General features: G+C 63.6%; 16 protein-coding genes. 11 read left to right on the top strand and 5 right to left on the bottom strand.

Features of this window, described 5'->3' with window-relative positions; translation table 11 throughout:
* Positions 1-149 precede the first annotated feature (149 nt).
* Complete coding sequence (locus BX591_RS36605) at positions 150-308, top strand: hypothetical protein (protein WP_244147135.1); 159 nt, start codon at positions 150-152, stop codon at positions 306-308.
* 193 nt (positions 309-501) lie between these two features.
* On the opposite strand, the gene ribA is transcribed toward BX591_RS36605, so the two are convergent.
* A complete protein-coding gene (gene ribA / locus BX591_RS27550) occupies positions 502-1,158 on the bottom strand; it encodes a GTP cyclohydrolase II (protein WP_111934488.1) in 657 nt (218 codons plus the stop codon).
* Between the two features lie 279 nt (positions 1,159-1,437).
* On the opposite strand from ribA, the gene BX591_RS27545 reads away from it, so the two are divergent.
* A complete protein-coding gene (locus BX591_RS27545; protein ID WP_111934487.1) occupies positions 1,438-1,881 on the top strand; it encodes a CBS domain-containing protein in 444 nt (147 codons plus the stop codon).
* 309 nt (positions 1,882-2,190) lie between these two features.
* Here the strand turns inward: BX591_RS27545 and BX591_RS27540 are convergent, their stop codons facing one another.
* Together BX591_RS27540 and BX591_RS27535 are read right to left on the bottom strand one after the other, a co-directional pair.
* The gene (locus BX591_RS27540; RefSeq protein WP_111934486.1) at positions 2,191-2,535 is read right to left on the bottom strand and encodes a DUF4148 domain-containing protein; all 345 of its coding nucleotides are present in this window, start codon (positions 2,533-2,535) and stop codon (positions 2,191-2,193) included.
* 274 nt (positions 2,536-2,809) lie between these two features.
* On the bottom strand, positions 2,810-3,457 hold the full coding sequence (locus BX591_RS27535) for a DNA-3-methyladenine glycosylase (protein ID WP_111934522.1): 648 nt from the start codon (positions 3,455-3,457) through the stop codon (positions 2,810-2,812).
* 346 nt (positions 3,458-3,803) lie between these two features.
* On the opposite strand from BX591_RS27535, the gene BX591_RS27530 reads away from it, so the two are divergent.
* Positions 3,804-4,166, top strand: coding sequence for a BON domain-containing protein (locus tag BX591_RS27530; protein WP_111934485.1), 363 nt, complete (start codon positions 3,804-3,806; stop codon positions 4,164-4,166).
* A gap of 279 nt (positions 4,167-4,445) precedes the next feature.
* Positions 4,446-5,528 (top strand): calcium:cation antiporter, encoded by a 1,083-nt coding sequence (locus BX591_RS27525; protein WP_111934484.1) that lies wholly within the window; start codon positions 4,446-4,448, stop codon positions 5,526-5,528.
* A gap of 32 nt (positions 5,529-5,560) precedes the next feature.
* Here the strand turns inward: BX591_RS27525 and BX591_RS27520 are convergent, their stop codons facing one another.
* A complete protein-coding gene (locus tag BX591_RS27520) occupies positions 5,561-6,454 on the bottom strand; it encodes a LysR substrate-binding domain-containing protein (protein WP_111934483.1) in 894 nt (297 codons plus the stop codon).
* Positions 6,455-6,960: 506 nt separating this feature from the next.
* On the opposite strand from BX591_RS27520, the gene BX591_RS27515 reads away from it, so the two are divergent.
* From BX591_RS27515 to BX591_RS27485, 7 genes are all read left to right on the top strand, one after another.
* Positions 6,961-8,055: an ABC transporter substrate-binding protein gene (locus BX591_RS27515; protein ID WP_111934482.1), complete on the top strand. Its 1,095-nt coding sequence runs from the start codon at positions 6,961-6,963 to the stop codon at positions 8,053-8,055.
* Entirely contained in the window at positions 8,052-9,002 is a 951-nt protein-coding gene (locus tag BX591_RS27510; protein WP_111934481.1) for an ABC transporter permease, read from the top strand. The genes BX591_RS27515 and BX591_RS27510 overlap by 4 nt, the downstream gene beginning before the upstream one ends.
* Entirely contained in the window at positions 8,999-9,886 is an 888-nt protein-coding gene (locus BX591_RS27505) for an ABC transporter permease (protein WP_111934480.1), read from the top strand. Before BX591_RS27510 ends, BX591_RS27505 begins: the two co-directional genes overlap by 4 nt.
* A 49-nt stretch (positions 9,887-9,935) precedes the next feature.
* On the top strand, positions 9,936-11,006 hold the full coding sequence (locus BX591_RS27500) for an ABC transporter ATP-binding protein (RefSeq protein WP_111934479.1): 1,071 nt from the start codon (positions 9,936-9,938) through the stop codon (positions 11,004-11,006).
* 41 nt (positions 11,007-11,047) lie between these two features.
* On the top strand, positions 11,048-11,872 hold the full coding sequence (locus BX591_RS27495; protein WP_111934478.1) for a transporter substrate-binding domain-containing protein: 825 nt from the start codon (positions 11,048-11,050) through the stop codon (positions 11,870-11,872).
* A 93-nt stretch (positions 11,873-11,965) separates the two neighbouring features.
* On the top strand, positions 11,966-12,730 hold the full coding sequence (locus BX591_RS27490; RefSeq protein ID WP_111934477.1) for an amino acid ABC transporter permease: 765 nt from the start codon (positions 11,966-11,968) through the stop codon (positions 12,728-12,730).
* Positions 12,731-12,732: 2 nt separating this feature from the next.
* Entirely contained in the window at positions 12,733-13,389 is a 657-nt protein-coding gene (locus tag BX591_RS27485) for an amino acid ABC transporter permease (protein WP_111934476.1), read from the top strand.
* 99 nt (positions 13,390-13,488) lie between these two features.
* On the opposite strand, the gene BX591_RS27480 is transcribed toward BX591_RS27485, so the two are convergent.
* A complete protein-coding gene (locus BX591_RS27480; protein ID WP_111934475.1) occupies positions 13,489-14,799 on the bottom strand; it encodes a c-type cytochrome in 1,311 nt (436 codons plus the stop codon).
* Positions 14,800-14,808: the final 9 nt, after the last annotated feature.

Genomic DNA, 14,808 nt, shown 5'->3' with positions numbered 1-14,808 from the left:
CTGAATCGACAACGGCAATCGCTTCCAACGCCGCAAATTCAGCGACGGCGGCATCGACCACCGTCTCGCGCTAACGGCGCGCATCACGAGAGACAGACAGCATGCACACTTGCCCTTTGCTGCGCGCTTCGATGAAATCGCGCACGTCCGTGAAATACCGAACGCCGCTGAACCGCGCGCAAGCGCAAACAAACGCGCGCCGCTGGCTGGCGCTATCGCTCGGTCTGTTGGGATGGTTGGGCTGGCACGCGCTGCGGGACGTGCTCAACGCCATTCCCGACAGCAACGACGACTTCGGCCTGTTCTGATCGCGCTGTGTGCGCAACGTCTTATCGTGCGGCGCGCTTGTATCGACACAACGCGACGCAACGCAACGCAACGCAACGCAACGCGACATAACACCCGCCGCACAGCCCAACGAACCCACAACAAATTGACGAAAACCACGCAAAAACGCCGGCCGCCGTGTTTTACCCACGGCGGCCGGCGCGCGTGAACCGCTTATTCGTTTTCGTCGAAATAGTGGCCGAACTTGACCTGCTTCGTGCGGATATACCGCTCGTTTTCCTCGCGCATCGGAATGGCCAGCGCCACGCGCTCGCACACCGGAATACCGTGCTTCGACAGCGTGTCGAACTTCTCCGGATTGTTGCTCATCAGACGCACCGAGGTCACCTTCAGCGTGCGCAGAATGCCGGCCGCCGAATCGTATTCACGCGAATCGTCCGGCAGGCCGAGATCGAGATTGGCCTCGACCGTGTCGCGCCCCTGCTCCTGCAGCGCGTACGCGCGGATCTTGTTCGACAGCCCGATGCCGCGGCCTTCGTGACCACGTAAATACAGCAACACACCACAGCCTTCGGCGGCGATATAGCGCAGCGCGAGGTCGAGCTGTTCGCCGCAGTCGCAACGGTAGGAGCCGAGCACGTCGCCCGTCAGGCATTCGGAATGCAGGCGCGTCAGCACGGACGACTGATTGGCGACATCGCCCATCACGAGCGCGAGATGTTCGGCGCCGCTTTCGCACACGCGAAACACGTACGAGGTGAACGTGCCGTAGCGCGTGGGGAGCGTGGCGGTAGCGTCGAGAATGACGCATTCGCCGTTGTTGTTGAGTGCGCCGTCTGCTGCGGGCGACGGATCGTGAGACGTGAGCATGGCGTTAGACAGTGGTGCTGACATGAACCCGATCAACCGGGAGATTAGATATGAGACAGGAGTTTATCGCTAAACGGCATGACGCATCCTATGCCCATGCGGATCGCACGGATGGGCGTTGGTGTGTTGGTGTGCTGGACCGCGCTTATGTGTAGAACGCCTGACGCGCCACAGGTATTCCCGGGTATCCCGATAGCGCGCCACGCCTATACTGGAATGGCCTGTCCCTCACGACAGCACGCCACGCCGGCATGCTGCACTGCGAAACGGAGCCGCTCCATGACAAGCGTTGCACAGCTTCTTAAAACTAAACCTGATAACACCGTCGTTTTTACGGTCGCGGCCGACGATTCCGTCTACGACGCGATCAAGCTGATGGCCGAGAAAGGGATCGGCGCGCTGGTCGTGACGGACGGCGACAGCATCGCCGGCATCGTCACGGAGCGCGACTATGCGCGCAAGGTCGTGCTGATGGATCGTTCGTCGAAGGCCACGCCGGTGCGGGACATCATGAGTAAGGCAGTGCGTTTCGTGCGGCCCGACCAGACCACCGACGACTGCATGGCGCTGATGACCGAGCGGCGCATGCGGCACTTACCGGTAATCGAGAACGACCGGCTGATCGGCATGGTGTCGATCGGCGACCTGGTGAAGAACATCATCGCCGAACAGCAGTTCACCATTCAGCAACTCGAGTTCTATATTCACGGCGAGCGGCCCTGAAGGAACCCCTGGCGCGCGCACCCGCTGCTGCTCAACCGGAACGCAAAAAAAGCCCAATCCTTCAACAGGTTGGGCGAAGCTACCTTGCGGCAGCGGAGGTTCTTTGAACTGGGTTCCGCGGCGCGTGACCCCATCGTCGGATCGCGCGCGCGAATTCAATTCACGCCTATGTCTTTCTATCGTCGTCGAAGCTGAATCGCTTCGCGATGCGATGTGCGCCGTCGCTGACGGCGCAAATACTGCTAAACCTTCAACGGCTTTACGTCTTTGACGTCTTTAACGCCTTTCATTCCAGGCTGTGCGGCCGGATCAGTTACCGAAATACACCGACTTCGCACCCGACATCGGCTGAACCACACCACCCGCTTGCGACGAACCGCTCGTCGCGCCGCCGTAGCCGCTGGTATCGGCAACCGGTTCCTGGGTTTGCGCGATGGCCGGATTCTGCGCGTCGACACGGCGTTCAGCCGCCTGAATGTCGGCCGGATAGGTCGGGTCGCTGCTATTGGCCGGGTTGTAGCCGGCCTGTTCCAGCTGAATCAATTGATTGCGGACGTCGGCGCGGGTCACGGGTTGCTGGCTCGCTTGAGCGAACGCTGCAACGGGAGCGGCGAGAACGGCTGCGATGGCGACTGCCTTGATGAGCGACTTCATGATGGCTTACCTCCAGATCTGGTTTTTTGGCTTCGCCCGTCACACCTGTGAGAAGCGAGTGACTTCAGTCTAGACACCGAAGCAGCGCGGGAAAACCCTTGATTCAGAGATACATAATTGTTGTATTCGCAAGAATGCGCATTGAATCACCGAAAAGCTGACGCAATGCCCTCGATTTACCGTAATAATTGTCGGGATCGTAACATTTTGTGTATGAAGTATCGAAACGCATCCCGAGCCGGACAGAGTGACCTGTGCCCCACTCATCGCGCGGTCATTTTTTCGTCCGCTTCGTCGTAACGTTTGACGCGGGCAACAGCAGTTTTCGCGGCCCGCTCACGAACGCGCTGCCGGGCTCGAAAAACCTGAGCGGCCGATGCATTTCCCGCGACAGTCCAATGCGCGTCGTCACGCCGATCGGTGTCTGGCCGCGCTCGATCGCCCCGATCCACAAGTCGCGCCCACGGCACAGATCACAGCCATTGAACGACGGCCCGATGCCGAGCGCGGTGGTCAGCCGCCCCGGCCCGCGCGCGAGGTCGCGCAACGGCACGCCGGGGCGGCGCGCTTCGATCAGCGGCAGACCTTCGAGCGGCTCGATCGCACGAAACAGAATCCCGGCGCCGATCTCTTCCGCTTCGGCGGACATATTGAGCATGTAAGACACGCCGTACGTAAGCCGCACATAGGCAAAGCCCGGTGCGAGAAACATCGGCAGGTTGTATGGACGACGGCCGATAAACGCGTGACTGGTCGAATCGCCGAGCGGATACGCTTCGGTTTCGACGATCCGCCCGCTCATGCGCCCTTCCGGCACGTCGCGCACGAGATATTTGCCGATCATGAAACGCGCCAGTTCGATCGTGTCGAGCGGTAATTCGTCACGAAGCAATGGCACGATGGGCAGCAACGGCTTTTGCATGCGGTCGATCCTGTTTTTAGTGCGCGCGTATCGGCTCGGCACGGTTGCAATCAGCAATACGACGCCATCGCTCTGTTGCGATCGGCCGATTCGTTGTACCAGAACCTCATTTCCTGGCACCATCGCAATCACCATGGCACTAATTGGAGTATCGTGTGTTTCCGGCCTGCGGCACAGCCTTCGACGGCTTTCGCGTGGCTCGGTCGGCCTGAATCAGCAGGCATTTTGAAAGCCTTCGCACGACCCGCAGCACCGTTCCATTCAGTGTCGATCCCGATGTATCCGCAGTTGAAGGTCACATCCCCATCCGGGGATCGTCGTATCCATGACAACAGGAGAAAGTTGAATGAAAGCATTCACGGCAATCAAGATGGTCGGCGGCGCGCTGATCGTTCTGGCGTCCCTCAATGCCAATGCGCAGAGCAGCGACGCGACGGCCGCGGCCCCGATGGCTGCATCGTCGGCGCCGTCCGCCAAGCAAGCCAAGTCAGCGAACCGTGCGCTCGGCCGCAAGGTCCGCGGCGTACTGGCGAAGACCAAGGGCCTGAGCGTCAACAACATCACCGTGCGCGCGCGCGGCGGTGCAGTGACGCTCGCCGGTTCCGTGCCTGAGCAGCAGCAGGTCGACCTGGCCACGACGGCCGCGCAAGGCGTGGCTGGCGTGACGTCGGTCAAGAACGCACTGACGATCCGTCCGGTCGGACAGTAAGCGTAGTCGAGCCGTCGCCGGCTCTACGCGGGCGCCAATGCGTTATCACAACGCGTTGGCGCCCGTTTCCGTTTATGGGCCGTCGAGACCTCTGCGCGAGGATTGCGCCAAGGCCGCGCCACGCCCCTGAGATCGAGCGCTGGCCGCAAAAACTATCCTTTATAATTTAATGTGTTAGAGCGGATTGTTGACACGATGCGTTAGCATTCGCGCTCGCGTCAAGCGCCAGACGTCGGCTGTTTGCCGTCGTCCCCTACAAGCATCGAAAAGGAAGCCCGAATGACCACGCCCGCGACCGTTTTGCCCCGCTGGACCCTTGCCGCCCCGTTCGTCGCGTGGATCGTGCTCGGGCTCGCCTATGCGCTGCCGGGCAACGGGCTGCTGCTCGCGCTGGTCGGCGTGGCGCTGTGTGCCGCGGTGTTCACGGCGGTCCATCACGCGGAAGTGGTCGCGCATCGGGTCGGCGAACCGTTCGGCACGCTGGTGCTGGCGGTGGCCGTGACGGTGATCGAGGTCGCGCTGATCGTCTCGGTCATGCTCACGTCCGGTCCGGAAAAAGCCGGGCTCGCGCGCGACACGGTGTTCGCGGCGGTCATGATCGTCTGCAACGGCATTGCCGGCATTTGTTTGCTGGTGGGCGGCATCCGACATCGCGAGCAGGATTTTCAGAGCCGCGGCGCCTCGGCGGCGCTGGCCGTGCTCGCGTCGCTGTCGGTGCTGACGCTCGTCATGCCGAACTACACGACCACCAGCGTCGGCCCGATCCTGTCGCCGTCGCAACTGGCGTTTGCGGGCGTGTCGTCGCTGGTGCTGTATGGCGTGTTCGTGTTCGTGCAGACCGTGCGGCATCGCGATTACTTTCTCGCCGATGCGTCGGACGAAGATGTTCACGCGGCGCCGCCGAGCGTCGGCGTCGCACTCGCGGCCGGCGGCTTGCTGCTGGTGTGCCTCGTCGCCGTCGTGCTGCTCGCGAAGATCCTGTCGCCGATCGTCGAAACCGCGGTACAGAACGCGGGCGCACCGGCGGCGGTGGTGGGTATCGTGATCGCGGCGCTGGTGCTGTTGCCAGAGGGGCTCGCGGCCGTACGCGCCGCGCGCGCCGATCGCTTGCAGAACAGCATGAATCTCGCGCTCGGCTCGGCGCTGGCCAGTATCGGCCTGACCATTCCGACCGTCGCCGCGGTGTTTTTGTGGAACGGCCAGCCGCTCATGCTCGGCATCGACGGCAAGGAAACCGTGCTGCTGATCCTCACCTTGCTGGTCGGCACGCTTACGCTAAGCAGCGGGCGCACCACGATTCTGCAAGGCGCCGTGCATCTGTCGCTGTTCGCGGCGTATCTGTTTCTGTCGTTCGCGCCTTGAGTTGACGTTTTGACCGGACGTTTTGACCTAAATCACTCCTCCCAATGCGCCGCGATCCAGTCGCGGAACAGATTCAGCTTCTGCTGGTGCGCCACCGAATCGGGATACACGAAGTAATAGCGCCAGCCGGTCTTCAACACCGTATCGAACGGTCGCACAAGGCGTCGCGCCGTCACGTCTTCGTCGATCAGCGCGAGGTCGCTGATCGCCACGCCGAATCCCTGTAGCGCGGCGTTGGTCGCCATGTCGAGCGTGTCGAAGCTCGGGCCGTGCTCGGCGTCGATCGCCGGCGCATGCGCCGCGTCGCCTTCGCTGGCCTTGGCGAGCCACATCTTCCAGTCGCGATGATCGCGCGTGGGATGCAGCAGCGTGTGGCGCGCCAGGTCCGCGACCTGCGCGAGCGGCTTGTCCTTCAGCAGATCGGGCGCGCACACCGGCGTCAGACGCTCCTCGAACAACGGCACCGCCTGCACGCCCGCGCCCGGCGACGAGCCGTAGATGATCGCGGCGTCGAACGGTTCGCTCTGGAAGTCGATGTCGTGCTGCCAGGTGGTGGTGATCTGCACATGCAGATCCGGATATTCGGCCTGGAAGCGCATGATTTTCGGCAGCATCCAGCGCATCACGCAGGTCGGCACTTTCAGCGCGAGATCGGTGCGCTGCCGCGTGAGCCGCAACGAAATCTCCTCGATGCGCGCGAAGCTCTCTTTCACCGCAGGCAGCAGCATTTCGCCTTCGGCGGTGAGCGTCAGGCCTTTCGCATGACGCTTGAAGAGCGGGAACTTGTAATAGTCCTCGAGCGCGATGATCTGCCGGCTGACCGCGCCTTGCGTCAGACACAGGTGGTCGGCGGCGCGCGTAAAGCTGCGATGGCGCGCGACGGTTTCAAAAATCTGCAGCGCGTTGAGTGGTGGAAGGCGGCGCATCGGCGAGGTCCGGGATCAGGAAAAGTCATTGTGCGGGCGGCATGGCGTGCATCGCCCAACTCGCTGTCGAGCCCACAGAATACGCGATCGAACCGGTCCGCACGAGGGCCAACGCATCCTGCCTGCATGCGCCGAATTCATACCATTGCAAAAACGGCACGCCGAACGCGCCATCTCGCACCACGCCGGGGCAAGACGCTTGAGCCGCCGCACCAGAACCGAGCTTTCCTCATACCTCCACGCGAGCCTCAAGCTCGTCCGAATCGTGGACGTTAACCCTCGTACGCCCCACCCTCGGCGCTCTAACCAGGCATGACGAATTTGTCCCACGCGCCGCGCCCGCGCCTGCGCATGAGATTCCGTCATGGCCGTCATGCGCATATTTCGTTTGTTGCGGGTTTTTGGCAAACCTAGAGTGCATCAACACACCGCGCAACCGGGCGGTGCGGTCACAGCGGTCACAGCGATTTTCATCAGGCAACAGGCGTTCAACACGGGAGACCGCCATGCAAGAGATCAAACGGGGTAGAAGGCAGGCCATCAAGGCGATCGGCGCGGCGCTGGCGGCCTCCACGTTGCCGATGCCGTTCGTCAATCTGCGCGCGCAGGAACAGAACTTCAGCGGCAAGACCTTGCGCCTGCTGACCTGGTCGGACGACACCGGCGCCGCCGCGCTGCGCAACATCGCCCAGACCTTCACCGCGAAGACCGGCTGCAAGGTGATCGCCGACCGCGCCGACGGCACCTCGGGCATGGTCGCCAAGGTGAAGGCCGCCGGCGAGCGCCCCACTTACGACGTCATCACGCTAGCTGGCGTCGGGGCGTCGGGTCTCGGCGACGCGGGTCTGCTGATGAAGCCCGACCTCGACAAGCTGCCCAATCTGAAAGACGTCGCGCCGCAGTACCGCACCGGCGCGAACGGTTTCGGCGTGGGTTATCTGCTGTGGTCGGATGGGCTGATCTACAACACGTCGACGGTCAAGACCGCCCCGGCTTCGTACGAAGCGCTGTGGGATGCCAAATACGCCGGCCGCCTGTTCCTGCCGCCGCCCGAATGGGCCGAAGCGGTCGACCTCGCGATCATCGCGGCGAAGATGAACGGCGGTTCGCAGCAGAACATCGAGCCGGGCTTCAAGAAACTGATGCAATTGAAAGACCGCGTGATGACGCTCGGCGAGAACCCGAACCAGGTGGCCGATCTGTTCCGCACCGGCTCGCTCGATATCGGCGGCATTTATTCGCCGGCCTTTTTCCCCGACCAGATTCGCAAGCCCGAGTACAAGATGGGTGTGACGTATGGCATGAAAGAAGGCTTCGCCACGCAACTCATGTTCACGGTGATTCCGAAAGCGCATCCGGCCGACAGCGACGTGATCCACGCCTTCATCAACCATTCGCTCGACGCGGGCGTGCAAGGCCGCATGGCCGCCGACGTGCTGAACGGCCCGGTCAATTCGAAAGCGGTGATTCCGGTCGAGAGCCGCGCGTTCGTGCCGAGCCCGAAGCAGATTGCCGAGAAGGCCGTGTTGCATGACGACAAGGCGCTCGCCGTCGTGCAGCCGGCGTGGATCAAGCGCTACACCGAAATCTTCTCGGCATGACGCCGATGCTCGCGCGCTTTTCGCGGCGTGCTTCGACGGCGTCGCAAGCGACTCCCGCCGCCGCTTCTCTCGCACCGGACGCGCCCGCCGCCACCGCGATGGAAAAAGCGCGGCCCTGGTTGCTGCTCGCGCCGATCCTGCTGTTTCTCGGCGTGCTCGGCGCGGCGGCGCTGGTGGTGCTGCGCATGAGCTTCGGCACGCAAGGCAACGAGTGGCACGGCTTCACGCTGCAAAACTATGCCGACCTGCTCGACAGCTACTTCCTGAAGTCGCTGTGGCTCACGTTGAAGCTCGCGTTTCAAAGCATGATCTGCGCGGTGCTGCTCGCCATTCCGGTCGCGCTGGCCATGGCACGCACCCAATCGCGGCTCGCGCGCCGCCTGCTGCTGGCCGGCGTGCTGCTGCCGCTGCTCGTCAATCTGCTGCTGCAAGGCTATGGCTGGCTGATCATTCTCGGCCCTGCGGGTTTGCTCAATCACGCGCTGCTCGGCAGTGGGCTCGTTCAACGCCCGTTGATGTGGCTGTATCGCGAGAACGGCGTATTGCTCGGCCTGATCCAGACCGCCTTTCCGCTCGCCGTGCTGCCGCTGTCCAGCGCGATGCGCGCGGTCTCCCGCTCGTATGAAGAAGCCGCGGCGACGCTCGGCGCGACGCGCTGGCAAACGCTGCGTCACGTGTTGTTGCCGCTCGCCATGCCGGGTCTGGTGTCGGGTGCGCTGCTGGTGTTCGCCTACAACGCCAGCGCGTTTGCCGTGCCGCTGCTGCTCGGCGGACGGCGCGTGCCGATGCTCGCCGTGCTGGTCCACGATCAGGTCGCGCCCTTGCTGAACTGGCCGGCGGCGTCCGCATCGGGCGTCGTTCTGATGATCGCCACGCTGACGGTGATGGCGCTGTCGCAGCGCCTCGTGCGCCGTACTCAGCGTCTCGCCGAGGAGCCTCACGCATGAGCACGCCCGTTCGCCGCGCGGATCTGCAACCCCGTCAGCCCTTATTACCGCGCTGGCCCGCCGCGACCATGCCGGGCCAACTCGGCAAGGCCGCCGCCCTGCTCGCCGCGATCGTGCTGTTTCTCGCCGCGCTGCCGATCCTGACGATGATCACCATGTCGTTCAGCGCCGCCGACACGCTCGAATTCCCGCCCCACGCGTACGGCTTGCACTGGTATCGCGCGGCGTGGCACAGCTTCGTGTCGCCGGATGCGAGCGACTCGCTCTCCATGGGCGCCGCGTTGAGCACCAGCCTGATCGTTGCGCTCTCGACCATGCTGATCGCCACGCTCGTTTCGGTACCCGCCGCTTACGCGCTGAGCCGCTACCGTTTTCGCGGCAAGCCCGCGGTCGAACAGCTGGTGGCGTTGCCACTGGTTTATCCGCTGGTGATGCTCGGCCTGTCGCTGCTGCTGGTGTTCAACGTGCTGCCGGTCGAGCTCGGCGTGTTCCGCCTGATCATCGCCCACGTGATTCTGGCGCTGCCGTTCACGGTGAAGAATTGCGCGGCCTCGGTCGCCGCGATCGGCCCGGAGTTCGAGGAAGCCGCCTGCGTGATGGGCGCGCGTCCGCTGCGCGCGCTGGTCGACGTGATCCTGCCGCTGATGCGCCCGGGCATTCTCGCCGGCATGCTGTTCGCGTTCATCGTCTCGTTCAACGAATTCACGGTGACCTTCTTTCTGTACGGCATCGACACGATGACCTTGCCGGTGTGGCTGTATAGCCGCACGGTGTCGTCGCTCGATCCCACCGTATTCTGTTTCGCGGTGTTCATCGTCGCGATCGACTTCGTGCTGATCTGGCTGCTCGAAAAGCTGGTCGGCGACGAAGGCGTGGCGCTTTGAGCGCCGCGCTGGAAAAGCGATCCGTCACACCTCTTTGCTGGAGCATTCGATGACCCATCTGACCTTGCAGGCCGTGACCCGACGCTTCGGCGCGGCGCAGGCCGTCGACAGCGTCGATCTGAGCGTGCCCGACGGCAAGCTGGTGTGCTTTCTCGGCCCGTCCGGCTGCGGCAAGACCACGTTGCTGCGAATGATTGCCGGCCTCGAAACGCCGACCTCCGGCAGCATTCATTTCGCCGGCCGCGACATTACCCGTCTGCCGGCGAATCAACGCGACTTCGGCATGGTGTTCCAGTCGCTCGCGCTGTTTCCGCACATGACGGTCGCGCAGAACGTCGCCTATCCGCTGAAATTGCGCAAGACCGCGAAAGACCGGCAGGCGCAGCGCGTCGCCGAATTGCTGGCGCTGATCCAGTTGCCGCATATGGCGAACCGGCCGGTCACGCAGCTCTCCGGCGGCCAGCGTCAGCGCGTGGCGATTGCACGCGCGATCGCGTCGCAACCGAAACTGCTGCTGCTCGACGAACCGCTGTCCGCGCTCGACGCCAAACTGCGCGAAGCGATGCAGGTGGAGATCCGCCTGCTGCAACAGCGCCTGGGCATCACCACCATCATGGTCACGCACGACCAGCGCGAAGCGATGACCATGGCCGACGAAATCGTCGTGATGGAGAAAGGCCGGATTGCGCAGGTTGGCAAACCGCTGGATATTTATCGCGATCCGGTCAGCGAGTTCGTGGCGGATTTCATCGGGCTCGGCAATATCCTGCCCGTCACCTACGATGGCGCCGGTAGCGTGAATCTGCCCGGCGGCCGGCGCATCAGCGTGGCGCACAACGCGCGCATGCCGGCGTCCGGCAGCGACATTCGTCTGCTGATCCGCCCCGAGGACGTGTGCGTCAAGCCGGCCTCGGACAGCGCGGGGCCGAACCGGCTGGCCGGCACGGTCACGTTTATCCGCGACGTCGGCGCGTCGCTCGAAGCGACGATCGATTGCGCCGGCTTCACGCTGACCGCCGCGACCACGCCGCGCGAAACGCCGGGGCTCACGCTCGGCATGCCGGTGCTCGCGGAATTGCCGTCGCATGCGTGCAAGCTGATCGCCGCACGCGCCCACTAAAACCTATTCCAATACCGATCCACCCGACAGAGGAAAAGACCATGACCCAAGCTCAAGCCGCTCACTCCAGCACGCGCCGCGTGTTCGCGACGCTCGCCGCCGCGCTCGCCTTCACCGGCTTCGGCGCGCTGTGCGCGTTTTCGTCGGCCGCCCATGCGGATGCGCTCGACAGCATCGCTAAATCGGGCACCGTGCGCATCGGCGTGTTCGAGGATTACCCGCCGTTCGGCTCGATCGGTCCGGACATGAAGCCGCAAGGCTACGACATCGACGTCGCCAATCTGATCGGCAAGGCGCTCAACGCCAAGGTCGAACTCGTGCAGGTGACGGGCGACAACCGCATGGCCTATCTGGCCGACCACAAAGCCGACATGCTGCTTTCAGTCGGCCAGACGCCGGAGCGCGACAAGGTCATCGACTTCTCGCAACCGTACGCGCCGTACTACCTCGCCGTGTTCGGTCCGAAGTCGCTGCCCGTGAAGAACGCCGCCGACCTCGCCGGCAAGTCGATTTCGGTGGCGCGCGGCACGCTGGAAGACCTGAGCGTGACCAAGATCGCCCCGCCCTCGGCCAACATCAAAAGATTCGACGATCCTAACGGCGCAATATCGGCGTTCCTTTCTGGTCAGGTACAGTTGATGGTAGTCGGCAACGACGTCGGCGCCACGATTCTCGCGCGTCATCCCGCGAACGATCCGGAGCAGAAATTCTCGCTGTTCAGCTCGCCGGATCACGTCGGTCTGAACAAGAACGAACCGCGTCTGAAGCAGAAAGTCGACGACGTGATTGCCCGGGCCCGCAAGGACGGCACCATGAACGCGATTTCGCAGAAGTGGCTGCGCGCGCCGCTGCCGGCCGACCTCTAACTTTTTTTGCGCGACCGGCCCGAGGCGTCCCTTCAACGGGCGGCCAGGGCCTGCAAACGCGCCGGAGTCTGACCTCACGATGAGCGCCACGCCATGACTTATGCGTTCGATTTCAGCGGCTTCGGCCTCTATGCGGGGATGCTCGTGCGCGGCGCTGCCGTCACGCTCGGGCTCACCGCGGTCTCTACCGTGCTCGGCGGTCTGGTCGGTATCGGCGGCGCGAGCATCGCGGTGGCCGGGCCCAAGTGGGCGCGCTGGATCGTGGCGAGCTACGTGGAACTGATCCGCAATACGCCGTTCATCGTGCAGCTGTTTTTCGTCTTCTTCGGCTTGCCGAGTCTCGGCATTCATATCGACGAAGTGCAGGCCGCGATTCTGGCCATGACCGTCAATCTCGGTGCCTACGCGATCGAGATCGTGCGCGCCGGCATCGATTCGATTCCGCGCGGTCAGGTGCAGGCGGCCCAGGCGCTCGGTTTGCACGGGCGCCAGGTGTTCCGCTTCGTGGTGCTGCCGCAGGCGATCGCCAACGTATTTCCCGCGCTGCTGAGCCAGGTGCTGATCGTCATGCTCGGCTCGGCGGTGGTGTCGCAGATCTCGGTGCCCGATCTCACGTATGCGGCCAACTTCATCCAGTCGCGTAACTTCCGTTCGTTCGAGAGCTACGTGATTATTACGATCACGTATCTGGTGTTGTCGATCGTTTTGCGGCAACTGCTCAATCGCTTTGGGCGCGGCCTGTTCGCGGGCCGGGCCGCTCGCGGCAACAGCAACAGCCATGGCACCGGCAATGCGCCGCGCAACTGGCGCAATCGCCTGATGTGGCGCGGCGCCCGCACCCTGCCCACGGAGCGTTGATCATGGTCGAATTCACGCTGTGGGACATTGCCCGTAACCTGTTGCTTGCCGCACGCTGGACGGTGCTGCTGTCGTTGATCGCATTTGTGGGCGGCGGCATCGTGGGCTTGCTGCTGCTCGCCATGCGCGTGTCGCCGATCGCCTGGCTGCGGCGCGTGGTGATCGTGTACGTCGAAGTGTTTCAGGGCACGCCGCTGCTGATGCAGCTCTTCCTCGCATTCTTCGGTTTGCCCCTGCTCGGTGTCGACGTGTCGCCCTGGGTCGCGGCAACGGTCACGTTGACGCTTTATACGAGCGCGTATCTGGTCGATATCTGGCGCGGCTGCGTCGAAGCGGTGCCGCGCGGTCAGTGGGCCGCGGGCGCGAGTCTCGGCATGACGTTCAGCCAGCAGTTACGCTATATCGTCTGGCCGCAGGCCCTGAAAATCGCGGTGGCGCCGACTGTCGGTTTTCTCGTGCAGGTCGTGAAAAGCACCGCGCTCGCGTCGATTATCGGCTTCACCGAATTGACCAAGACCGGCTCGATGATCACCAACGCCGCGTTCCGCCCGTTTCCGATCTACGGCATGGTCGCAATGATTTACTTCGCGATGTGTTTTCCGTTGACGTGGTACGCGCGGGTGCTGGAGAAACGGCAGAAGGTCGGACAGCATCGCTGAGGCTCCGATCAGGCGGCTTCAATGAAAAAGCGGTAACCGTGAGGAACACGGTTACCGCTTTTTTTACGGCCCATCTCCCGTGCCGTTAAGCCCGCATCGCTACCGGGCCGCCTGCGTCGACTTGCGCAACTTCGCCACCTCGGCCGCGCTGACCGTCGGCGCGCCGTTGTTCCAGCCGGATCGCACGAAGCTCAGCACGTCGGCGATCTGCTGGTCGTTGAGCACCGGCGCGTACTTCGGCATCGGATACGGCGCGGGAATGCCGCCGATCACCAGGTCTTCCGTGCCGTTCAGCGTCACGTTGATCAGCGACGACGGATCTTTCTCGAGCACGTTCGGATTGCCCGCGAGCGGCGCCAGCATCGGCGCGAAGCCGCGTCCGTCGACACCGTGACAGTGCATGCAATACGCGGTGTAGACGCGCGCCCCGGCGTCGTTCGCGGGCCGGTTCAGCGACACCTTGGTGGCCTGCGGATCGTACGCATACGGCGGCGCGTTGCTGCCGCCCGCCGGCGGCAACGACTTCAGATACGTCGTCATCGCGGCGAGGTCGGTGTCGTTCAGGCCCTGCGTGCTGTTGTTGATCACGCTGGTCATGGAACCGAACGCCGACGCGTGGCGATTCGCACCGGTCTTCAGGAACGCCTGCAGATCCTGATCGTTCCAGCGCCCCAGCCCGACGTTGTGCTCGCCGGTCAGATTCGCCGCGAACCAGCCGTCGAGCAGGCCGCCGGTCAGAAATGCGCTGCCGCTTTCATCGAGCGCTTTCTCCTGGAACGCGATGCCGCGCGGCGTGTGGCACGAGCCGCAATGGCCGAGGCCCTGAATCAGATACGCGCCGCGGTTCCAGGCGACGTCCTTGCCCGGCTTGTTCTGATAGGCGCCCTTCTCGAGGAACACCATGTTCCAGAACTTCAATGGCCAGCGCATGTTCAGCGGCCATTTGATGTCCGCTTCGCGATTGGCCTGCTGCACCGGCGCCACGCCGCCCATGAAATACGCGTACAGCGCTTTCATGTCGTCGTCGTTCACCTTTGCATACGACGGATACGGCATGGCCAGATACAGGTTATGGCCGTCTTTCGCGACGCCTTCGCGCATCGCCCGCGCGAAGTCTTCCTCCGTATAGCCGCCGATGCCGGTGGTCGGATCGGGCGTGATATTGGTGGTGTAGATCTGGCCCATCGGCGTGGTCATCGGCAGGCCGCCCGCGAACGGCTTGCCCTTCGGCGCCGTGTGACAGGCCACGCAGTCGCCGACCTTCGCGAGGTAGGCGCCGCGTTGCACCAGCGCGGGATCGGCCGGCTGTGCGCCCGGTTGCGCGGCGGCATGGGCCAGGCCTTGCGTCAGCGTGAGCAACGGCAGCGCGACGCACAACGCCGCACCGACACCCTTCAATGTGTTTTTCATGATCGGGCT

The organism is Paraburkholderia bryophila (assembly GCF_003269035.1).
Lineage (GTDB): Bacteria > Pseudomonadota > Gammaproteobacteria > Burkholderiales > Burkholderiaceae > Paraburkholderia > Paraburkholderia bryophila.
The sequence above is the reverse complement of the archived record's forward strand: the minus strand, read 5'-3'. Positions and strand labels throughout refer to the sequence as shown.